Origin of the sequence: Streptococcus criceti HS-6, from assembly GCF_000187975.2 — a bacterium.
Classification (GTDB): Bacteria; Bacillota; Bacilli; order Lactobacillales; family Streptococcaceae; genus Streptococcus; species Streptococcus criceti.
On sequence record NZ_AEUV02000002.1, the window covers coordinates 493889 to 514590 of the forward strand.

Genomic DNA, 20702 nt, shown 5'->3' on the forward strand with positions numbered 1-20702 from the left:
GTGGGTATTAAAGTTTTTAAACCAACAACAAATGGCCGTCGTAATATGACTTCTTTGGATTTTGCAGAAATCACTACAAACACTCCTGAGAAATCATTGCTTGTCTCGTTGAACAAGACTGCTGGTCGTAACAATAATGGCCGTATCACGGTTCGCCACCACGGTGGAGGGCACAAACGCCACTATCGTATTATCGACTTTAAACGTAATAAAGATGGTGTTGAAGCCGTTGTTAAAACAATTGAGTACGATCCAAATCGTACCGCTAACATCGCTCTTGTTCACTACACTGACGGTGTGAAAGCTTATATCATTGCCCCTAAGGGTCTTGAAGTTGGTCAACGCATCGTATCTGGACCAGATGCTGATATCAAAGTTGGTAATGCTTTGCCATTGGCAAATATTCCAGTTGGTACCATCGTCCACAACATTGAATTGAAACCTGGTAAAGGCGGAGAACTTGTTCGTGCGGCTGGTGCGTCAGCTCAAGTACTTGGTCAAGAAGGTAAATACGTTCTTGTTCGTCTTCAATCTGGCGAAGTTCGTATGATTCTTGGAACTTGCCGTGCGACCGTTGGGGTTGTTGGTAATGAACAACAATCATTGATTAACCTTGGTAAGGCTGGACGCAATCGCTGGAAAGGCGTTCGCCCAACTGTCCGCGGTTCAGTTATGAACCCTAATGATCACCCTCACGGTGGTGGTGAAGGTAAAGCGCCAGTCGGACGTAAAGCGCCATCTACTCCTTGGGGTAAACCTGCGCTTGGTCTTAAGACACGTAGCAAGAAGGCTAAATCAAATAAACTTATTGTTCGTCGTCGTAACGAAAAATAAGCGGCCGGGCAGAAGTTTGTTAAAACTTCGTAGCGAGACTCCCGCGCAGTTGACGAGGAAAATAGCAAGTTAAAAAACGCCGCTGTTTGACCGTCAACTATTGCGCCGGTCAGTTATGAACATTCCGCCAGCTCGGTAGGGTTTATCAGGGGAAAAACTCAATTTGAATGCTTGGTTGATACTGCTGATTTCGCGCAGAGTTGACTCCAGTTTCTTGTAGCAGGGCTACAGCGAAATTATCAATCATCTGGGCAGGACAATGAATTGGCTAATTCTTGGGTTTCTCCCTTGCGCTCAAGCCGCTGTGGTACTTATTTAAAGGAGAAAATACTAAATGGGACGCAGTCTTAAAAAAGGACCTTTCGTTGATGAGCACTTGATGAAAAAGGTTGAGGCTCAAGCCAACGAAGAAAAGAAGAAAGTTATCAAAACTTGGTCACGTCGTTCAACGATTTTCCCAAGTTTTATCGGTTATACAATTGCTGTTTATGATGGACGTAAACACGTACCAGTTTACATCCAAGAGGACATGGTAGGTCACAAGCTTGGTGAATTTGCACCAACACGTACTTACAAAGGTCACGCAACAGACGATAAGAGAACTCGTTAATAGGAGGAGGACACAATGGCAGAAATTACTTCAGCTAAAGCAATGGCTCGTACAGTGCGTGTTTCACCTCGTAAAACACGTCTTGTTCTTGACCTTATCCGTGGTAAGGACGTTGCTGATGCAATCGCAATCTTGAAATTCACTCCAAATAAAGCTGCAAGTGTGGTTGAAAAAGTTTTGAATTCAGCTATCGCAAATGCGGAAAATAACTTTGGTTTGGAAAAAGCAAACTTGGTCGTATCTGAAACCTTTGCCAACGAAGGACCAACCATGAAACGGTTCCGTCCACGTGCCAAGGGTTCAGCGTCGCCAATCAACAAACGCACAACTCACGTAACCGTAGTTGTTGCAGAAAAATAAGGAGGTAAAATCGTGGGTCAAAAAGTACATCCAAATGGTATGCGCGTCGGAATCATCCGTGATTGGGATGCGAAATGGTATGCTGAAAAAGAATACGCAGATTACCTTCATGAAGATTTGGCAATCCGCAAATTCATCAAGAAAGAATTGGCTGATGCTTCAGTTTCAACAATTGAAATTGAACGTGCAGTGAATAAAGTTATCGTTTCACTTCATACTGCAAAGCCAGGTATGGTTATCGGTAAAGGTGGCGCTAACGTTGATGCTCTTCGTGCTAAATTGAACAAATTGACTGGAAAACAAGTGCACATCAATATTGTCGAAATTAAAACACCAGATTTGGACGCACACCTAGTTGGTGAAAACATTGCTCGTCAATTGGAGCAACGTGTTGCTTTCCGTCGTGCACAAAAACAAGCTATTCAACGCACCATGCGTGCTGGAGCAAAAGGGATTAAAACTCAAGTATCTGGTCGTTTGAACGGTGCAGATATCGCCCGTGCAGAAGGATACTCAGAAGGTACCGTTCCGCTTCATACGCTGCGCGCAGATATCGACTATGCTTGGGAAGAAGCAGACACTACTTACGGAAAACTTGGTGTTAAAGTTTGGATCTATCGTGGTGAAGTGCTTCCAGCTCGAAAAAACACTAAAGGAGGCAAATAACAAATGTTAGTACCTAAACGTGTTAAACACCGTCGTGAATTCCGTGGAAAAATGCGTGGTGAAGCTAAGGGTGGTAAGAAAGTAGCTTTCGGCCAATATGGCTTGCAAGCAACAACTAGCCACTGGATTACCAACCGCCAAATCGAAGCTGCCCGTATCGCAATGACGCGTTACATGAAACGTGGCGGTAAGGTTTGGATTAAAATCTTCCCTCACAAATCATACACCGCAAAAGCTATCGGGGTACGTATGGGATCTGGTAAAGGGGCGCCTGAAGGTTGGGTTGCACCAGTTAAACGTGGTAAAGTCATGTTTGAAATTGCTGATGTTTCAGAAGAAGTGGCTCGTGAAGCTCTTCGTTTGGCCAGCCACAAATTACCGGTTAAGACTAAATTCGTAAAACGCGAAGCAGAATAAGGAGAAGACATGAAACTTAAAGAAATCAAAGAGTTTGTTGCTGAGCTTCGTGGCTTGTCTCAAGAAGAACTTGCTCAAAAAGAAAGCGAACTTAAAAAAGAACTTTTTGATCTTCGTTTCCAAGCAGCTGCAGGTCAACTTGATCAAACTGCTCGCTTGAACGAAGTCAAAAAGCAAATTGCACGTGTGAAAACGGTGCAAGCAGAAAACAAATAATAGATTGGGAAAGGAGTATTCTAATAATGGAACGTAATCAACGCAGAACCCTTGTTGGACGTGTCGTCTCAGACAAGATGGACAAAACAATCACTGTTGTAGTTGAAACAAAACGTAACCACCCAGTCTATGGTAAACGTATCAACTATTCTAAAAAATACAAAGCACATGATGAAAACAATACTGCTAAAGAAGGCGATATCGTCCGCATCATGGAAACTCGCCCACTGTCAGCTACAAAGCATTTCCGTCTTGTAGAAGTGGTGGAAGAAGCTGTTATTATCTAATCAAACTAAAAGGAGACATTTGACATGATTCAACAAGAAAGTCGCTTGAAAGTTGCTGATAATAGCGGTGCTCGTGAAATCTTGACTATCAAAGTTCTTGGTGGTTCGGGGCGTAAATTCGCTAACATCGGTGACGTTATCGTTGCCTCTGTAAAACAAGCTACACCAGGTGCGGCTGTAAAAAAAGGTGACGTTGTTAAAGCTGTTATCGTTCGTACAAAATCTGGTGCTCGTCGTGCTGATGGTTCTTATATCAAATTCGATGAAAATGCAGCAGTTTTGATCCGTGATGATAAAACTCCTCGCGGAACACGTATTTTCGGTCCGGTTGCACGCGAATTGCGTGAAAACGGCTATATGCGTATCGTATCTTTGGCACCGGAAGTTCTTTAATTTCCTGCCTCAATAGAAAAACAAACTTAGTCCCCTAGTTAGTTATCTAGGGTGCCCTAGTGTAGAGGGCGTAAGAAATAATAGGAGAAATACTCAATGTTTGTAAAAAAAGGCGACAAGGTTCGCGTTATTGCTGGTAAGGACAAAGGCACTGAAGCTGTAGTTCTCAAGGCGCTTCCAAAAGTAAATAAGGTTGTGGTTGAAGGTGTTGCTATTGTAAAGAAACACCAAAAGCCAAACAACGAAAACCCTCAAGGGGCTATCGTTGAAGTTGAAGCACCAATCCACGCTTCAAACGTTCAAGTTTTAGATAAAAATGGCGTTGCTGGGCGTGTTGGTTACAAGGTTGTTGACGGCAAGAAAGTTCGTTACAACAAAAAATCAGGCGAAGTGCTTGATTAATCACGAAGGAAAGGAGAAAGTATATAATGGCTAATCGTCTTAAAGAAAAATACACTAATGAAGTAGTTCCTGCTTTGACAGAAAAATTTAACTACTCATCAGTCATGGCCGTTCCAAAAGTTGAGAAAATTGTTCTCAACATGGGTGTTGGTGATGCTGTAAACAATGCAAAGAACCTAGAAAAAGCTGCTGCTGAATTGGCTCTTATCTCAGGTCAAAAACCATTGATTACCAAAGCTAAAAAATCAATCGCCGGTTTCCGCCTTCGTGAAGGGGTAGCAATCGGTGCTAAGGTTACTCTTCGTGGTGAACGCATGTATGAATTTTTGGATAAATTGGTAACTGTTTCACTTCCACGTGTCCGTGACTTCCATGGGGTTCCAACAAAATCTTTTGATGGACGCGGAAATTACACACTTGGTATTAAAGAGCAATTGATTTTCCCAGAAATCAACTTTGATGATGTTGATAAGGTCCGTGGTCTGGATGTTGTTATTGTTACAACAGCTAATACCGATGAAGAGTCACGCGAATTGCTCACAGGCCTTGGTATGCCTTTTGCAAAATAAAATAGGAGGTAAATATAATGGCTAAAAAATCTATGATTGCTAAGAACCACCGCAAAGCGAAGTTCTCTACGCAAGCTTATACTCGTTGCGAACGTTGTGGCCGTCCACATTCAGTTTACCGCAAGTTTAAACTTTGCCGTGTTTGCTTCCGTGAATTGGCTTACAAAGGTCAAATCCCCGGCGTAACAAAAGCATCTTGGTAAAAATATGATGTGAGAGCGTTAAGCTATCAAAGCAAAAATAGGAAAATTGACGAAGAGTCTAAAGACTCTAGGAAATTTTACACCTAAAGGTGGCCACATCTGTAATCTAGCTAAAGCTAGAACAGATGCGTCTCTTTTTTGCACAGGTAGTAGCTCGAACTCAAATAACATGATATGAGTGCGGTAAAAGCTCACAGTGAGAATAGGAGATTTGACACAGGCGACTTGCGCCTAGGAAAATCTGTCTTTTTCACAAAGAGCTTAGCACGAGTTCAAACAGTGTGATGCAAAGTTGACTGATGTGAATCTAGGTGAAGGTCTGTGGGAAAAGGTAGAGTTTTCTAGAAAATGAGGCTTCTACACCAAGTTTCCTATTTCATGATAGCTTTTAGCACCCTTTGTATCATATTTTAACTAGCAAGTGAGTTTTCAAACTACTAGTAAGGAGAAAAATTAAAATGGTTATGACTGACCCAATTGCAGACTTTTTAACACGTATTCGTAACGCTAACCAAGCTCGTCACGAAGTACTTGAAGTTCCTGCATCAAACATTAAAAAAGGAATTGCTGAAATTCTTAAACGTGAAGGTTTTGTAAAAAATGTTGAAGTTATTGAGGATGACAAGCAAGGAATCGTTCGTGTCTTCTTGAAATATGGACAAGACGGTCAACGTGTTATCACAAACTTGAAACGTATTTCAAAACCGGGTCTTCGTGTTTACGCGAAACGTGAAGAACTTCCAAAGGTCCTTAATGGCCTTGGAATTGCAATCATCTCTACTTCTGAAGGTCTTTTGACCGATAAAGAAGCTCGCCAAAAGAATGTTGGTGGAGAAGTGATTGCCTACGTTTGGTAATCTCGTAAGAGGTGCCAACAAACTTGCTCATTTGAACACGGGCTAAAACCTGTGTGAAAAAGATAAACTTTCCTAGAAACCTGAGTTTCTGCGTCAAGTTTCTTATTTTCACTTTGGTTTTTGACGCCCTTTGTATCATGAGCACCCCGTGAAAACTAGTCGCCTGACAAGGCGGCCTGATAATTTAACAGGAGAAAACAAAAACTATGTCACGTATTGGTAATAAAGTTATTGTGTTGCCTGCTGGTGTTGAAATCACTAATAAGGACCACGTTGTAACTGTAAAAGGACCTAAAGGTGAACTCGTTCGTGAGTTTGACCATAATATTGAAATTAAAGTTGAAGGTAATGAAGTAACACTTCACCGTCCTAATGATTCTAAAGAAATGAAGACCATCCACGGAACAACTCGTGCTAACCTTAATAATATGGTTGTCGGTGTTTCAGAAGGGTTCCAAAAGGAACTTGAAATGCGTGGAGTCGGTTATCGTGCCCAACTACAAGGTTCTAAGCTTGTGCTTTCTGTTGGTAAATCGCACCAAGATGAAGTTGAAGCTCCTAAGGATGTAACGTTTGAATTGCCTAGTCCAACTCAAATCGTTGTTAAGGGAATCAACAAAGAAGTAGTTGGTCAAACAGCGGCTTATATTCGTGGGCTTCGTTCGCCAGAACCTTATAAAGGCAAAGGTATTCGTTACGTTGGTGAATATGTTCGTCGTAAAGAAGGTAAAACAGGTAAATAATAGATGGTGTCAGGTGCAGATTCTCTGTTATCTGTCATTCTCTAAATTGAGGAGAGTTGGCTAAAACTAACTCATCATAGAAATTTAAGAGGTGAAAATTGTGATTTCGAAACCAGATAAAAACAAAATCCGCCAAAAGCGCCATCGTCGCGTTCGCGGAAAACTCTCTGGAACTGCTGATCGCCCACGTTTGAACGTCTTCCGTTCTAATACAGGCATCTACGCTCAAGTGATTGATGACGTAGCGGGTGTAACGCTCGCAAGTGCTTCAACTCTTGATAAAGAAGTTTCTAAGGGAACTAAGACAGAACAAGCCGTTGTTGTCGGTAAACTTGTTGCTGAACGCGCAGTAGCTAAAGGTATTTCTGAAGTGGTGTTTGACCGCGGTGGATATCTCTATCACGGACGTGTGAAAGCTTTGGCTGACTCAGCTCGTGAAAACGGATTGAAATTCTAATAGGGAGGACACTAAACATGGCATTTAAAGACAATGCAAATGAATTCGAAGAACGCGTCGTTGCCATCAACCGGGTTTCTAAAACTGTAAAGGGTGGACGTAACTTGCGGTTTGCCGCTCTTGTAGTGGTTGGTGATCGCAATGGACGTGTTGGCTTTGGTACTGGTAAATCTAAAGAAGTTCCAGAAGCTATTCGCAAAGCAGTAGACAATGCTAAGAAGAACTTGATCAATGTTCCTATGGTTGGTACAACAATTCCCCACGAAGTTTATTCAAACTTCGCTGGCGCTCGTGTCTTGCTGAAACCAGCTGTTGAAGGGGCAGGTGTTGCCGCTGGCGGTGCTGTCCGCGCCGTTGTGGAATTGGCCGGTGTTTCGGATGTGACTTCTAAGTCACTTGGTTCGAACACTCCAATCAACATTGTTCGTGCAACTGTTGAAGGTTTGAAGCAATTGAAACGTGCCGATGAAGTCGCTGCTCTTCGTGGTATTTCAGTTTCTGACTTAGGATAAGAAAGGGGATAAACATGGCTAAAATTAAGATTACTTTGTCTAAGTCTCCAATCGGTCGTAAGCCAGAACAACGCAAGACAGTTGTTGCTCTTGGACTTGGCAAATTGAACAGCTCAGTTGTACGAGAAGATAACTCTGCTGTCCGCGGTATGATCAAAGCAGTTTCCCATTTGGTAACTGTTGAAGATGTAAAATAAAAGACGGTAAGTCGCAAGGTTTTTCTTTGCGACTTATACTAAATTAAGAGATAATGTATAGGCGAGTTTTTGGGGAGAGTCCTTTTCCCTCCTCAAGGGCGCTAGCATTTTACAAAAAAAGGAGAAAATTAGACATGAAACTTCATGAATTGAAACCAGCTCAAGGTTCCCGTAAGGTTCGCAACCGTGTCGGTCGTGGGACTTCATCAGGAAATGGTAAGACTGCAGGACGTGGTCAAAAAGGTCAAAAAGCACGTAGTGGTGGCAAGGTTCGTTTGGGATTTGAAGGTGGACAAACACCTTTGTTCCGCCGTATGCCAAAACGTGGTTTTACGAACATCAATGCGAAAGAATATGCTTTGGTGAACCTTGATCAATTGAACGTCTTTGAAGATGGTACAGAAGTAACACCAGTTGTTTTGAAAGAAGCTGGAATTGTCCGTGCTGAAAAATCAGGCGTTAAGATTCTAGGTAATGGTGAACTGACCAAGAAATTAACTGTTAAAGCAGCTAAATTCTCAAAATCTGCCGAAGCAGCTATTACCGCTAAAGGTGGTTCAATCGAAGTCATCTAATGAGGAGTACTCATTATGTTCTTTAAATTATTATTTGAAGCATTGAGGCTGAAAAATGTAAGAAGAAAAATTTTCTTTACAATTTTCATGATCTTGGTCTTCCGAATTGGTGCTTACATCACGGTTCCAGGAGTCAATGCGACAAGTCTTGAGAATATGAAGGATTTACCTTTCCTGAATATGCTCAACCTGATTAGCGGTAGTGCTATGGGGTCTTTCTCAATCTTCGCATTGGGGGTTAGCCCGTACATTACAGCTTCCATCGTTGTTCAGCTTTTGCAGATGGACATTTATCCGCGCTTTGTGGAATGGAGTAAGCAGGGAGAAGTTGGTCGGCGTAAGCTCAATCAAGCAACGCGTTATATTTCCTTGGTTTTGGCTTTTATCCAATCGGTTTCGATTACAGCAGGTTTTAATATTCTTGCTAGTTCAAAGCTTTTAGCTAATCCAAATCCTAGGACCTTTGCCATGGTAGGTTTGATTTTAACCACGGGTACCGTAATTGTCACCTGGCTGGGGGATCAAATCACTGATAAAGGTTTTGGTAATGGGGTGTCGATGATTATCTTTGCTGGTATCATCGCTCAAATTCCTAGTGCTATTAAATCTATCTATAACGAATATTTTGTAAATATTGAATCAGGGCAAATGACAAATTCTTTCATTTATGTCGGACTTTTGATTTTTGCAGTCCTGATTATTGTTTTCTTTACAACGTTCGTTCAACAAGCTGAATATCAAATTCCAATTCAATATACCAAGCTGGTACAGGGGGCTCCAACAAGCTCCTATCTGCCGCTAAAGGTTAATCCTGCTGGTGTTATCCCTGTTATCTTCGCAAGTTCGATCACGGCAGCACCAAGTTCGATTATTACCTTCCTTCAAAGTACCAATATCAACCTTCCTTGGTTGGACAACTTGCAAGAGCTCTTTTCTTACCAATCCCCTACAGGGATGGCTATCTACGCTGTTCTGATTGCTCTTTTCTCTTTCTTCTACACCTTTGTACAAGTTAATCCAGAGAAGACAGCTGAGAATTTGCAAAAGAATGCGGCTTATATTCCAAGTGTCCGTCCGGGACGGGAAACGGAGCAGTATCTATCATCGCTTTTGAAGAAGTTAGCTACTATTGGCTCTCTTTTCTTGGCTTTTATTGCTTTGATTCCAATTATCGCCCAACAAATGTTTAACTTATCTTCAACCGTTGCTCTAGGGGGTACAAGTTTGCTCATCTTGATTTCAACTGGTATTGAAGGAATGAAACAATTGGAAGGTTATCTTCTGAAGAAAAAATATGTTGGATTTATGAATGCAGAATAGAATAGGGGTTGACTTAGTCAGCCTTTCTATTTTGTCTTTTAATAAGCTTGCTAAGCTAGCAGGCTTATTTAAAAACAAAATAAGGAGACAATTATGAATCTTTTAATTATGGGCTTGCCAGGTGCCGGGAAGGGTACTCAGGCAGCGAAAATTGTGGAAAAATTTGGTATTGCTCATATCTCAACAGGCGACATGTTCCGGGCCGCTATTGCTAACCAAACAGAGCTCGGTCTCTTGGCCAAGTCCTACATGGATAAGGGGGACTTAGTGCCGGATGAGGTTACTAACGGTATTGTCAAGGAACGCTTGGGTCAAGCTGATGTTAAGGAAAAGGGGTTCTTGCTTGATGGCTATCCACGAACACTTGAACAAGCCCAAGTTTTGGATACGATTTTGAAAGAATTGGATCTTAAGTTAGATGCTGTTATCAATATCGAAATTGAATCAAGCAAGTTGGTTGAACGTTTGAGCGGCCGAATCATTAATCGTAAAACGGGCGAAACCTATCATAAGGTTTTCAATCCACCTGCAGATTACAAGGAAGAAGATTACTACCAACGTGAGGATGATAAGCCTGAAGCAGTTAAACGTCGTTTGGAAGTGAATATTGCTCAAGGTCAGCCCATTATTGCCTACTATCGCCAACAAAATCTTGTTCATGACATTCAAGGAGATCAAGAAATTGATAATGTCTTCAAGGACGTCAGCCAAACAATTTCAGGCTTGAAATAATTTGGCTATCTTACTTGCGCAAGTGATTTACTTGTGATATCATAAGATAGTCTGACTTATAATTGTTACCCTTGCGCTCAAGGGAATCGAATCGAAATTTAGGGGGTACTTTTGCGTGGCAAAAGAAGATGTGATTGAAATTGAAGGCAAAGTTGTAGAAACGATGCCAAATGCTATGTTTACAGTTGAGCTTGAAAATGGTCACCAAATTTTGGCGACAGTTTCAGGGAAAATCCGCAAGAACTACATCCGTATTTTGGTCGGAGACCGTGTCACTGTTGAAATGAGCCCATACGACTTAACGCGTGGACGCATCACATACCGCTTTAAATAATCGAATGAATTGGAGGGATTAAGATATGAAGGTAAGACCATCGGTTAAGCCAATCTGCGAATATTGTAAGGTTATTCGCCGTAACGGTCGTGTTATGGTTATTTGTCCATCAAATCCAAAACACAAACAACGTCAAGGATAATATAGAAAGGAGAAAACATGGCTCGTATTGCTGGAGTTGATATTCCAAACGATAAGCGCGTAGTGATTTCGTTAACTTATATCTACGGAATCGGATTGACAACATCACAAAAAATCTTGGCCGCAGCAGGTGTCTCAGAAGATATCCGTGTTAAAGATTTAACGACTGACCAAGAAGACGCTATCCGTCGTGAAGTTGATAGCATCAAAGTTGAAGGTGATCTTCGTCGTGAAGTAAACATGAACATCAAACGTTTGATGGAAATCGGTTCTTATCGAGGAATTCGTCATCGTCGCGGACTTCCTGTCCGTGGCCAAAACACAAAAAATAATGCTCGTACTCGTAAAGGTAAAGCCGTTGCGATTGCTGGCAAGAAAAAATAAGTAATCAAAATAAGGAGGTAAAATCTTGGCTAAACCAACACGTAAACGTCGTGTGAAAAAAAACATCGAATCTGGTGTTGCTCATATTCACGCTACATTTAACAACACTATTGTTATGATTACAGATGTGCATGGTAACGCTTTGGCGTGGTCATCAGCGGGTGCACTTGGCTTTAAAGGTTCTCGTAAATCTACACCTTTCGCTGCACAAATGGCTGCTGAAGCTGCTGCAAAATCTGCCCAAGATCATGGCTTGAAGACAGTTGAAGTTACTGTTAAAGGTCCAGGTTCTGGTCGTGAATCAGCTATTCGTGCTCTTGCAGCTGCAGGTCTTGAAGTCACTGCAATTCGTGATGTGACTCCTGTGCCACACAACGGTGCTCGTCCTCCAAAACGTCGTCGTGTATAATCGTAACTAATTTACTAACTGTACACTACATCGTTTCGAGGGAGCATTTAAATGATTGAGTTTGAAAAACCAACAATAACAAAAATTGATGAAAATAAAGATTATGGCAGGTTTGTTATCGAACCACTTGAACGTGGCTACGGAACAACTCTAGGCAACTCTCTTCGTCGCGTACTTCTGTCTTCACTTCCAGGTGCAGCGGTAACGTCAATTAAGATTGATGGAGTACTTCACGAGTTTGATACAATTCCTGGAGTTCGTGAAGATGTGATGCAGATTATCCTTAATGTAAAAGGACTTGCTGTAAAATCTTACGTCGAAGACGAAAAAACAATCGAACTGGATGTTCAAGGACCGGCAGAAGTCACTGCTGGAGATGTCTTGACTGATAGTGACATCGAAATTATAAATCCCGACCACTATCTTTTCACTATTGCTGAAGGCCATTCCCTAAAAGCAACAATGACCGTTGCTAAGAATCGTGGTTATGTCCCAGCAGAAGGCAATAAGAGTGATAGTGCACCTGTCGGAACTTTGGCAGTAGATTCAATCTACACACCTGTCAAAAAGGTTAATTATCAAGTTGAACCAGCTCGCGTTGGTAGCAATGATGGCTTTGATAAATTAACCATTGAAATTATGACGAACGGGACAATTATTCCTGAAGATGCTCTCGGCCTTTCAGCACGTGTCTTGATTGAACACTTGAATCTCTTTACCGATTTGACTGAGATTGCGAAGACAACTGAGGTTATGAAGGAAACTGAAAGTGTTTCAAATGACCAAGTGCTGGACCGTACTATCGAAGAAATTGACTTATCTGTCCGTTCATACAACTGTTTGAAGCGTGCAGGAATCAATACTGTATTTGATCTCACGGAAAAAACAGAGCCTGAAATGATGAAAGTTCGTAACTTGGGACGTAAGAGTCTTGAAGAAGTCAAGGTCAAATTGGCAGAACTTGGTCTTGGGCTAAAAAATGATAAATAAATATAGGAGGATAAAATGGCTTACCGTAAACTAGGACGCACTAGCTCACAACGTAAAGCAATGCTGCGAGATTTGACTACAGACCTTTTGATCAATGAATCAATTGTGACTACTGAAGCTCGTGCAAAAGAACTTCGCAAAGCAGTCGAAAAAATGATTACTCTTGGTAAACGTGGTGATTTGCATGCCCGTCGTCAAGCAGCAGCTTTCGTACGTAACGAAATTGCATCTGAAAGTTATGATGAAGCAAATGATGAATACACTTCAACAACTGCTCTTCAAAAACTTTTTGGTGAAATTGCTCCACGTTATGCAGAACGCAATGGTGGATACACTCGTATTTTGAAGACTGAACCACGCCGTGGCGATGCTGCACCAATGGCAATTATTGAACTTGTATAAGATCATCAATTTTGTTGAGTGTTATGATGATGGATATCCATTTGCTGATATCTTAGTCTAGCTCTGGTCTACCGCTGGAGGGCTCATTCCTTCAGCGGGAACACTCATCATATTTTTGTAGGAACAAAGCGTAACGCTTGTTTACGAAATTCTTCTAAAGGTTTAGAGTGATTTCGTAAGCAGGCGTTTTTGTATAGTAAAGCTTTGCCTAACCGGATGCTATTAGGAGATGCGACTCGCGATTCCATCGCTGGGTGGGGATCATTCCTTTTATTGGAATCGTGGATTAACTTGGCTAAACTCTCAGAGTGACTCTAGGTGTATTGAAAGTGGCATTTCATTTTAGGAAATCGCATGAAATCAGCAGACTTTGTCTCAGATTGATTCCGGTAGATTGGATGTTAGGCTGGGAGTTTTTGTGATAGGTTTTAGGGTTCTGACCTTGACCAGAGATTTTTTAAATGTTATGATGTTAATTGTTAACTAGTTAAGGAGTTTCTTATGTCTGAATTAGCGAGACAGCTGGACAGTTTTTTTAATAAAATTTTGTTACTAGCTGAACACCAAAATGAATTATTGTTGGGGCGCTGCCAATCTGATTTAGAATTGACGAATACGCAGGAACATATTCTGATGCTCCTATCCCATGAACGCCTGACAAATTCTGATCTGGCGAAACGTTTGCGGATTAGTCAAGCTGCTATTACGAAGGCGGTTAAAGCCATGATTAAACAGAATCTCTTAGAAACACTTAAGGATGATTCTGATGCACGGATTACCTATTATTCCTTGACGGATGCTGCTAAGCTAGCAGCTCAGGAACATGATCAACACCACCAATCAACCTTGTCTGTCTATGATGAAATTTTAGATAGCTTTTCAGAGGATGAACAAAAGACTATTGCTAGCTTTATCAGCAAATTGGAGGAGGAGTTTAATTACTAATGCGCTATATTACTGTCGAAAATTTGTCCTTTCAATATGATACAGACCCAGTTCTCGAAGGGATTAATTACTACCTTGATAGTGGTGAGTTTGTGACCTTGACTGGGGAAAATGGTGCAGCTAAATCCACTCTAATCAAGGCAACTTTGGGAATTCTCAAGCCAAAGCATGGTCAGGTCAAGATATCTGAGTTTAATCAGGACGGCAAGAAGCTGCGCTTAGCTTATTTGCCTCAGCAAATTGCCAGTTTTAATGCGGGTTTTCCCTCAACGGTCTATGAATTTGTTAAGTCGGGCCGCTACCCTCGTAATGGCTGGTTTAGGCGACTGACCAAGCACGATGAAGAACATGTTAAAGTTAGTTTGGAATCGGTAGGGATGTGGGAAAATCGACACAAGAAAATTGGTGATTTAAGTGGGGGTCAAAAACAGCGGGCAGTTATTGCCCGTATGTTTGCCTCTGATCCTGATATTTTTGTCCTTGATGAACCGACTACGGGGATGGACGCTGGTACTACTCAGACCTTTTACGAATTGATGCATCACAGTGCTCATAGGCATGGAAAGTCTGTTCTGATGATTACCCATGACCCAGAAGAGGTTAAGGGGTATGCAGACCGAAATATTCATCTAGTGAGAAATCAGGATCTGCCTTGGCGTTGTTTCAATATTCATGATAGCAAGGAGGGGTCTGAAATTGCTTGAGATTTTACAGTATGAATTTATGCAGCGGGCTCTTTTGGCAGTTATTGCTATCAGTATTTTTTCGCCGATTTTAGGTTTATTCCTCATTCTCCGCCGGCAGAGTCTGATGAGTGATACTTTGAGTCATGTTTCTTTGGCTGGAGTGGCCTTTGGGATTCTCTTGGGGTGGAATACTACTTGGTCAACGGTTTTAGTTGTTATCATTGCTGCTCTTGTTCTCGAATACTTGCAGAGAGTTTACCGCAATTATATTGAAATTTCGACGGCCATTTTAATGTCTCTTGGTTTGGCTATTTCTCTGATAGTGGTTAGTAAGACCAGTAGCTCTAATATTAGCTTGGATCAATATCTTTTTGGTTCGATTATTACCATCAGTCAGGAGCAAGTCCTAGCACTCTTTATCATCGCTGTGATTGTTTTGCTCCTGACTCTCTTTTTTATCCGCCCTATGTATATTCTGACCTTCGATGAGGATACGGCCTTCGTTGATGGTTTGCCTGTCCGCTTGATGTCAGTAGCTTTTAATATTGTTACTGGAATTGCCATTGCTCTTATGATTCCGGCGGCAGGTGCCCTTTTGGTTTCAACCATTATGGTATTGCCCGCAGGGATTGCCATGCGTCTGGCTGATAGCTTTAAAGGGGTTATTCTAACAGCCATCGGTATTGGTTTTGTTGGTATGCTGTTAGGCATTGTGCTCTCCTATTACTGGGAGACACCAGCTAGTGCTACCATTACAATTATTTTTATTGCGATGTTTTTAATTGTCAGTCTTCTAGATCGCTTGATTAAAGATTAGTGACTGATTTTAATTATTTGACAGAAAAAAGGGAGTGGGACAGAAGTCAATTTTTTATATAAATAGACTTCGTCGTCCCACTCCCGCACAGTTGGTTAGGATAGCCGCTATCGCTTGTACGGTAATGAAACAGTCCATTGGGCTGTTTCAGGGAGGTGCCTGAAAATGAGACTGTACCCCAAGATAAGGATATCCAACCAGCAGTGGTTCATTGGTGCTAAAGCACCTAATGAACTGTGCAGGGGAAAGACTTTTTGGCAGAGTTCTCCCAACCACTGCGCCTAGCAAATAAAATTGACCAAATAAATAGAAGCCTTATCAGCCACCAGCTTAGCTGATGGTTTTCTTGTTTCTCCCAGAGAGAAAAACTGGCTGGAAGCCACAATAAATAAGGCTGAGAACTTTTGTCTCAGCCTCTTTTCAGTTATCATTTCAAGTTTAGTAAGTCAAAACAAAATATTTTTTCTTACCGCGGCGGATAACGGTCAATTCATTATCGATTTTATCGCTATCAGAGAGCTTGTAATTCAAATCTTGGAGGCGCTCACCATTGAGGTAGATAGCTCCGTTTTGAACATCTTCGCGGGCTTGTCGCTTAGATGAAGAGATGCCACTCTTGACCAACATTTCAACGATATTGAAGTCATCGTCTGCCTGAACAGCATAGGTAGGAACGCCGCTGAGCCCTTGCTTAAGTTCTGCAGCAGACAAGCTCTTGATGTTTCCGGCGAAGAGCTGCTCGGTGATTTTTAAAGCTTCTTGGTAAGCTTCTTCTCCGTGGACCAAAGTTACAACTTCCTTGGCCAAAATCTTTTGGGCAAGACGTTCGTGGCGGGCTGCATTGAATTTTTCTTCGACTTCGGCGATTTCATCCAGAGATAGGAAGGTGAAAATCTTAAGGAAACGAACGGCATCCTCATCCATGACATTGAGCCAAAATTGGTACATTTCGTATGGAGAAGTTTTATCTGCATCCAACCAGACAGCATTGCCTTCTGATTTACCGAATTTCTTACCAGTTGCATCCGTAATCAAAGGAACCGTTATAACGTGAGCAGTCTTGTCTGCCTTACGACGCAGGAGATCTGTTCCGGCTGTCATGTTACCCCATTGGTCGGAACCGCCTATTTGCAGGGTGACATTATATTTTTGATTGAGCTCGTAGAAGTCGTAGCCTTGCATAATTTGGTAGGCGAACTCCGTATAGGAAATTCCGGTTTCAATCCGCTTTTTAACAGATTCCTTACTCATCATATAGTTGACAGTGAAGTATTTACCAACATCACGCAGAAAATCGATAAAGCTGATAGATCCGAACCAGTCGTAGTTGTTGACCATGATAGCTTTATTGTCACCATTGTCAAAGTCGAGGAAGCGAGAAAGCTGGCCTTGAATCTTGCCGACCCAACCCTCAACGGTTTCTTTGGTTTGGAGGCTGCGTTCGGCATCCTTGAAGGATGGATCGCCAATCAATCCGGTTGCTCCACCCACTAAGGCATAAGGCTTATGACCAGCCTGCTGCAGACGGCGAGAGGTCAGGATGGCAACCAAATGGCCCAGATGCAGGCTGTCAGCCGTTGGATCATAGCCAGTGTAGAAGGAAATAGTTTCTTCTTCAAAAGCTTTTCGTAGGGCCTCTTCGTCGGTTGTTTGGAAAACCAACCCACGTTCTTTAAGTTCATCAAAAATTGTCATAGTTTCTCTCCAATAAAGATAATAGTATAGCCATTATATCAGAATTACAGACTGCCATGCAAGTTGACTTTGATTTTGATATAATAGCCTCGAGGTTAGGCTATGTTTAATAAGATAAAGGAATATGGAAGAAAATTAGTCCGTTCTGTTACTGCTTTTAAGAGCACGTTTCAGAAGCGACTTCCAGAGCAGATTGGACAAAAAGAAGGCGGTCTCAGCAAGGGTACTAAAGGTAAGCAAGTAACAGCTGAGGAGAGGCTCTCTGGTAAGGATCTGGGGGCTGTCTTTTTGCGAAGTCTCAAGGTAGTATCGGACTTTTTCTATATTATTGTTCTCCTAATCTGTATGCTGGGAGCTGGTGTAGGTGTCGGTTATATGGCCAGTCAGATTGACAGTGTTAAAGTTCCGGAAAAGACTAACCTCCTTGAGCAAGTGAGTTCAGTCAGCCTAGTATCCAAATTCACCTACGCCAATGATGAAGATTTGGCTGAAGTGGATACGGATCTTTTTCGAAGTCCTGTCAAAAGTGCAGATATTTCTGACAATGTCAAACATGCCATTATTGCAACGGAAGACGAAAATTTCAAGTCCCACCACGGTGTTGTTCCAAAGGCCGTTTTTCGGGCCTTAGTCTCTTCTGTTTTAGGTGTTGGTTCTACCAGTGGGGGCTCGACTTTAACCCAGCAAGTTATCAAGCAGCAGGTCGTTGGTGATGATCCGACCTTTAAGCGGAAGGCTAGGGAAATTATTTACGCTCTGGCTTTAGAGCGTTATATGACCAAGGATGATATCCTGACCTCTTATCTCAATGTTTCGCCATTTGGTCGCAACAATAAGGGAGAAAATATTGCAGGAGTCGAAGAAGCGTCCCAAGGTATTTTTGGCGTGTCTGCCAAAGATTTAACAGTTCCTCAGGCAGCCTACATTGCCGGATTGCCCCAGAGCCCTATCGTTTATTCACCTTATGCGGCAGATGGTAGTCTGAAAACTCAGGCTGATTTGACCTATGGTCTTTCTCGTCAGAAGACTGTTCTGTATAATATGTACCGGACGGGCTATCTCACTAAGAAAGAGTATCGGGCCTATAAGTCTTACGATATTAGTAAGGATTTTAAAGCAAGCGAGGATTCCAGCACAGTTAATCACGATTATCTCTACTATGCTGTCTGGGATGAAGCCCAGAAAGATATGTATAATTATCTTATCCAACGGGATAATGTTTCTGCCCTAGATTTGAAAAATGATAAAACGGTAGCTAACTATAAGCAATTAGCTGCTGAAGCCCTACAAACCGGCGGCTATCACATTAAAACAACTGTCAATAAAAAGGTCTACGAGGCTATGCAAGGGGCTGTCCAAAGTGCAGGTGGCAGCTTAGATGCTGGGAACAGCGGGACTGTAGATGTCGGCAATGTCCTGATGGATAATAAGACTGGAGCTATTCTGGGCTTTGTTGGAGGTCGAGATTATGGGGCTAATCAAAATAACCATGCCTTAGATACCAAACGTTCCCCTGGTTCCAGTATCAAGCCCCTTCTGGCCTATGGTATTGCTATTGATCAGGGCTTGATGGGATCGGCTTCGATCCTATCCAACTACCCAGCCAGCTTTTCAGGCGGAACTAAAATTATGCACGGGACAGATGAAGGAACAGGAGCGGTTACGCTTCAAGAAGCTCTGGATGTATCTTGGAATATTCCAGCCTATTGGACTTATCAGATGTTGCGGCAAAAGGGCGTTGATGTTGAGGGCTATATGACCAAGATGGGGTATCAGATTGATAACTACGATATTGAAAGCCTGCCTTTAGGCGGTGGTATTGAGACAACAGTGCTGCAGCAGACCAATGCTTATCAGACATTGGCTAACGGCGGCGTTTACCAACAGGGCTACTTGATTCAGTCGATAAGGGATAGTAAGGGTAAACTTATCTATGAGCACCAAGAAAATCCGGTAACTGTCTACAGCAAGGCAACTGCCAGCATTATGACAGACTTGCTTCGCGGTCCGATTTCCTCTGGCAAGACGACCAAGTTCAAAGATGATCTTAATGGTCTTAATTCAGGCCTCATGTCGGGTGCGGATTGGATTGGTAAGACCGGAACAACTGATAATTATAGCGATGTCTGGCTCATGCTAGCGACTCCCTCAGCAACTTTGGGTGGCTGGGCTGGTCATGATGACAACTCCCCTTTAAGTTCAAATACTGGCTATGAAAATAATGCTCAGTACATGGCCAACCTGGTCAATGCCATTAATTCGGCAGACGCTTCTGTTTTTGGTCCAGGCCAAAAGTTTACCTTGGATGACAGTGTTATTAAAGCGACTGTTCTCAAGTCAACTGGACTCAAGCCTGCTTCGGTTTCTCATGATGGTAAAACGACCGATTTGAGTGGTGATACTACAACTAGCAACTGGGCTAAGGATGGTCCTGGCGATTCTACTTATGACTTTATGATCGGCGGCAGTGATAGTGATAAGACTGCTGCCTGGAAGTCGGCTAGTGGTCAGTAGGGGTAGGTATGCGCATCTGGTAAGCGCAATGATGGCTTCAAAAGATTTGCCTCAAGGGTTGGTCACTTACAAGCTCTTTCCCTCGAGAAAAAGATCCCTTTGTTATTCTAATAGAAAACGTTTGCCATGGTTTGGTGGATAATTTATAATAAAGACAGAATATTTTTCGTCGATTTAGGAATGATCGTTGAGCCTTGGAGGATAGGAGGTGACTTTCTATGTCAACAGTTTTTAATAATGATGACCTACTCAGACAGATCAGGCGAACATCGACCGGAATGGATAAGGTTTTCAAGCTGGAAAATATCAAGTTAGACTTGGGCCAAGTGAAGAATGAAGAAGGTCAAGAAGTTAGCGGTAATGATTACTTGGACCGCTTGGTTGAAGCTGAAGAATTTGACCAGGCTGTTCAGTTCATCGGTCAGCAGCTTAAGCATTTGAGTAACTACCAATATGACCATCTGGTGGACAGCTTTATTGCTTATTTGCAGAAGCTGGATGACGCTGCTCAAAAGCGAAATGGTCTAGATGCTGATAAGATTGAGACTATCCGTCAGGATTTGCGAGCTTTCAAGTGGTAAAGAACGAGTCATTTTAATTGACAGCTTTGTAATGGCTTGCGCTTTCAGCGGAGGCGATTCAGAATCTAAACTGTTAGGCTAATTCCAGAGCTCTAGGGCAGGCGTTTAGTATCAGAAAAGCACTTAAATTCAACAGAATTTAGTCTCAGACTAAGTTCTGTTTTTGGCTAAAAAGCAGTCATAATGAGGTCGTTGGTGTTGCATTCCTGTCAAAAAGTGTACAATAAAATGACTGTCTCTGAGATGTCTCAAAGTAAGAACTTGTATTCACATTTTTTTGACAGTTAGTCTGATGTGGCAGGGACGCAAGCGACCTCCTAACGGAGTTCCATTGCTCATTTTCAAGCCTAGGGTCTTGAAAATCCCCTCGACGATTGACTTAAATAGGGTCAACCGTCTTTTTTACCACAGCGGCAACTGTCTGTTTTGAGAGTGGGACAGAAGTCGATTTTTT

At 42.2% G+C, this 20702-nt stretch carries 31 protein-coding genes; 30 read left to right on the forward strand and 1 reads right to left on the reverse strand.

Going from position 1 to position 20702, the window contains the following annotated elements:
* The 28 genes from rplB to STRCR_RS02605 all read left to right on the forward strand — a co-directional run bounded on the left by rplB (position 1) and on the right by STRCR_RS02605 (position 15458).
* A complete protein-coding gene (gene rplB, locus STRCR_RS02475) occupies positions 1 to 834 on the forward strand; it encodes a 50S ribosomal protein L2 (RefSeq protein ID WP_004229613.1) in 834 nt (277 codons plus the stop codon).
* Between the two features lie 334 nt (positions 835 to 1168).
* Complete coding sequence (gene rpsS / locus STRCR_RS02480) at positions 1169 to 1444, forward strand: 30S ribosomal protein S19 (RefSeq protein ID WP_002959393.1); 276 nt, start codon at positions 1169 to 1171, stop codon at positions 1442 to 1444.
* 15 nt (positions 1445 to 1459) lie between these two features.
* Positions 1460 to 1804, forward strand: coding sequence for a 50S ribosomal protein L22 (gene rplV, locus STRCR_RS02485; protein WP_004228640.1), 345 nt, complete (start codon positions 1460 to 1462; stop codon positions 1802 to 1804).
* A 12-nt stretch (positions 1805 to 1816) separates the two neighbouring features.
* Positions 1817 to 2470 carry a 30S ribosomal protein S3 gene (gene rpsC / locus STRCR_RS02490; RefSeq protein WP_004226514.1) on the forward strand — a complete coding sequence of 218 codons (654 nt, stop codon included), beginning with the start codon at positions 1817 to 1819 and terminating at the stop codon, positions 2468 to 2470.
* Positions 2471 to 2473: 3 nt separating this feature from the next.
* Entirely contained in the window at positions 2474 to 2887 is a 414-nt protein-coding gene (gene rplP, locus STRCR_RS02495; RefSeq protein ID WP_004225809.1) for a 50S ribosomal protein L16, read from the forward strand.
* A 9-nt stretch (positions 2888 to 2896) separates the two neighbouring features.
* Positions 2897 to 3103, forward strand: a complete 207-nt coding sequence (gene rpmC, locus STRCR_RS02500) for a 50S ribosomal protein L29 (protein WP_004230098.1) — start codon at positions 2897 to 2899, stop codon at positions 3101 to 3103.
* A 26-nt stretch (positions 3104 to 3129) separates the two neighbouring features.
* Entirely contained in the window at positions 3130 to 3390 is a 261-nt protein-coding gene (rpsQ, locus tag STRCR_RS02505; protein WP_004226848.1) for a 30S ribosomal protein S17, read from the forward strand.
* A gap of 24 nt (positions 3391 to 3414) precedes the next feature.
* Positions 3415 to 3783 carry a 50S ribosomal protein L14 gene (gene rplN / locus STRCR_RS02510; protein ID WP_002959382.1) on the forward strand — a complete coding sequence of 123 codons (369 nt, stop codon included), beginning with the start codon at positions 3415 to 3417 and terminating at the stop codon, positions 3781 to 3783.
* A 96-nt stretch (positions 3784 to 3879) separates the two neighbouring features.
* On the forward strand, positions 3880 to 4185 hold the full coding sequence (gene rplX, locus STRCR_RS02515; protein ID WP_004229339.1) for a 50S ribosomal protein L24: 306 nt from the start codon (positions 3880 to 3882) through the stop codon (positions 4183 to 4185).
* Between the two features lie 26 nt (positions 4186 to 4211).
* Positions 4212 to 4754, forward strand: coding sequence for a 50S ribosomal protein L5 (rplE, locus tag STRCR_RS02520; protein WP_004227682.1), 543 nt, complete (start codon positions 4212 to 4214; stop codon positions 4752 to 4754).
* A 17-nt stretch (positions 4755 to 4771) separates the two neighbouring features.
* Positions 4772 to 4957, forward strand: a complete 186-nt coding sequence (locus tag STRCR_RS02525; protein WP_002959375.1) for a type Z 30S ribosomal protein S14 — start codon at positions 4772 to 4774, stop codon at positions 4955 to 4957.
* Between the two features lie 458 nt (positions 4958 to 5415).
* Positions 5416 to 5814: a 30S ribosomal protein S8 gene (gene rpsH / locus STRCR_RS02530; protein ID WP_004227018.1), complete on the forward strand. Its 399-nt coding sequence runs from the start codon at positions 5416 to 5418 to the stop codon at positions 5812 to 5814.
* 206 nt (positions 5815 to 6020) lie between these two features.
* The gene (gene rplF, locus STRCR_RS02535; RefSeq protein ID WP_004226133.1) at positions 6021 to 6557 is read left to right on the forward strand and encodes a 50S ribosomal protein L6; all 537 of its coding nucleotides are present in this window, start codon (positions 6021 to 6023) and stop codon (positions 6555 to 6557) included.
* 100 nt (positions 6558 to 6657) lie between these two features.
* Positions 6658 to 7014: a 50S ribosomal protein L18 gene (gene rplR, locus STRCR_RS02540; protein WP_003001342.1), complete on the forward strand. Its 357-nt coding sequence runs from the start codon at positions 6658 to 6660 to the stop codon at positions 7012 to 7014.
* A gap of 17 nt (positions 7015 to 7031) precedes the next feature.
* Complete coding sequence (gene rpsE, locus STRCR_RS02545; RefSeq protein WP_004227507.1) at positions 7032 to 7526, forward strand: 30S ribosomal protein S5; 495 nt, start codon at positions 7032 to 7034, stop codon at positions 7524 to 7526.
* Positions 7527 to 7540: 14 nt separating this feature from the next.
* Positions 7541 to 7723: a 50S ribosomal protein L30 gene (gene rpmD, locus STRCR_RS02550; RefSeq protein ID WP_004226678.1), complete on the forward strand. Its 183-nt coding sequence runs from the start codon at positions 7541 to 7543 to the stop codon at positions 7721 to 7723.
* A 134-nt stretch (positions 7724 to 7857) separates the two neighbouring features.
* Positions 7858 to 8298, forward strand: a complete 441-nt coding sequence (rplO, locus tag STRCR_RS02555) for a 50S ribosomal protein L15 (protein ID WP_004225266.1) — start codon at positions 7858 to 7860, stop codon at positions 8296 to 8298.
* A gap of 15 nt (positions 8299 to 8313) precedes the next feature.
* Positions 8314 to 9618 carry a preprotein translocase subunit SecY gene (gene secY / locus STRCR_RS02560; protein WP_004228821.1) on the forward strand — a complete coding sequence of 435 codons (1305 nt, stop codon included), beginning with the start codon at positions 8314 to 8316 and terminating at the stop codon, positions 9616 to 9618.
* A 93-nt stretch (positions 9619 to 9711) separates the two neighbouring features.
* The gene (locus STRCR_RS02565; protein ID WP_004227276.1) at positions 9712 to 10350 is read left to right on the forward strand and encodes an adenylate kinase; all 639 of its coding nucleotides are present in this window, start codon (positions 9712 to 9714) and stop codon (positions 10348 to 10350) included.
* A gap of 115 nt (positions 10351 to 10465) precedes the next feature.
* Positions 10466 to 10684, forward strand: coding sequence for a translation initiation factor IF-1 (gene infA, locus STRCR_RS02570; RefSeq protein WP_001040189.1), 219 nt, complete (start codon positions 10466 to 10468; stop codon positions 10682 to 10684).
* A 25-nt stretch (positions 10685 to 10709) separates the two neighbouring features.
* Complete coding sequence (gene rpmJ / locus STRCR_RS11495; RefSeq protein ID WP_002959355.1) at positions 10710 to 10826, forward strand: 50S ribosomal protein L36; 117 nt, start codon at positions 10710 to 10712, stop codon at positions 10824 to 10826.
* Between the two features lie 17 nt (positions 10827 to 10843).
* Positions 10844 to 11209, forward strand: a complete 366-nt coding sequence (rpsM, locus tag STRCR_RS02575) for a 30S ribosomal protein S13 (protein WP_004229861.1) — start codon at positions 10844 to 10846, stop codon at positions 11207 to 11209.
* A gap of 25 nt (positions 11210 to 11234) precedes the next feature.
* Positions 11235 to 11618, forward strand: coding sequence for a 30S ribosomal protein S11 (gene rpsK / locus STRCR_RS02580; RefSeq protein ID WP_002959353.1), 384 nt, complete (start codon positions 11235 to 11237; stop codon positions 11616 to 11618).
* A 51-nt stretch (positions 11619 to 11669) separates the two neighbouring features.
* Positions 11670 to 12608, forward strand: a complete 939-nt coding sequence (locus tag STRCR_RS02585; protein ID WP_004226536.1) for a DNA-directed RNA polymerase subunit alpha — start codon at positions 11670 to 11672, stop codon at positions 12606 to 12608.
* 15 nt (positions 12609 to 12623) lie between these two features.
* Positions 12624 to 13010 (forward strand): 50S ribosomal protein L17, encoded by a 387-nt coding sequence (gene rplQ, locus STRCR_RS02590; RefSeq protein WP_004227274.1) that lies wholly within the window; start codon positions 12624 to 12626, stop codon positions 13008 to 13010.
* Between the two features lie 501 nt (positions 13011 to 13511).
* Positions 13512 to 13955 (forward strand): zinc-dependent MarR family transcriptional regulator, encoded by a 444-nt coding sequence (locus STRCR_RS02595; protein WP_004226131.1) that lies wholly within the window; start codon positions 13512 to 13514, stop codon positions 13953 to 13955.
* Complete coding sequence (locus STRCR_RS02600) at positions 13955 to 14659, forward strand: metal ABC transporter ATP-binding protein (protein ID WP_004227514.1); 705 nt, start codon at positions 13955 to 13957, stop codon at positions 14657 to 14659. Before STRCR_RS02595 ends, STRCR_RS02600 begins: the two co-directional genes overlap by 1 nt.
* The gene (locus STRCR_RS02605; protein ID WP_004227771.1) at positions 14652 to 15458 is read left to right on the forward strand and encodes a metal ABC transporter permease; all 807 of its coding nucleotides are present in this window, start codon (positions 14652 to 14654) and stop codon (positions 15456 to 15458) included. Before STRCR_RS02600 ends, STRCR_RS02605 begins: the two co-directional genes overlap by 8 nt.
* A gap of 438 nt (positions 15459 to 15896) precedes the next feature.
* Here STRCR_RS02605 and tyrS read toward each other — a convergent pair whose 3' ends face one another.
* Positions 15897 to 17153: a tyrosine--tRNA ligase gene (gene tyrS / locus STRCR_RS02610; RefSeq protein ID WP_004226960.1), complete on the reverse strand. Its 1257-nt coding sequence runs from the start codon at positions 17151 to 17153 to the stop codon at positions 15897 to 15899.
* A 273-nt stretch (positions 17154 to 17426) separates the two neighbouring features.
* Here tyrS and pbp1b point away from each other — a divergent pair, with 273 nt between their 5' ends.
* Together pbp1b and STRCR_RS02620 are read left to right on the forward strand one after the other, a co-directional pair.
* A complete protein-coding gene (gene pbp1b, locus STRCR_RS02615) occupies positions 17427 to 19667 on the forward strand; it encodes a penicillin-binding protein PBP1B (RefSeq protein ID WP_420805015.1) in 2241 nt (746 codons plus the stop codon).
* Positions 19668 to 19885: 218 nt separating this feature from the next.
* On the forward strand, positions 19886 to 20248 hold the full coding sequence (locus STRCR_RS02620) for a hypothetical protein (RefSeq protein ID WP_040804368.1): 363 nt from the start codon (positions 19886 to 19888) through the stop codon (positions 20246 to 20248).
* The last annotated feature ends 454 nt before the right edge of the window (positions 20249 to 20702 follow it).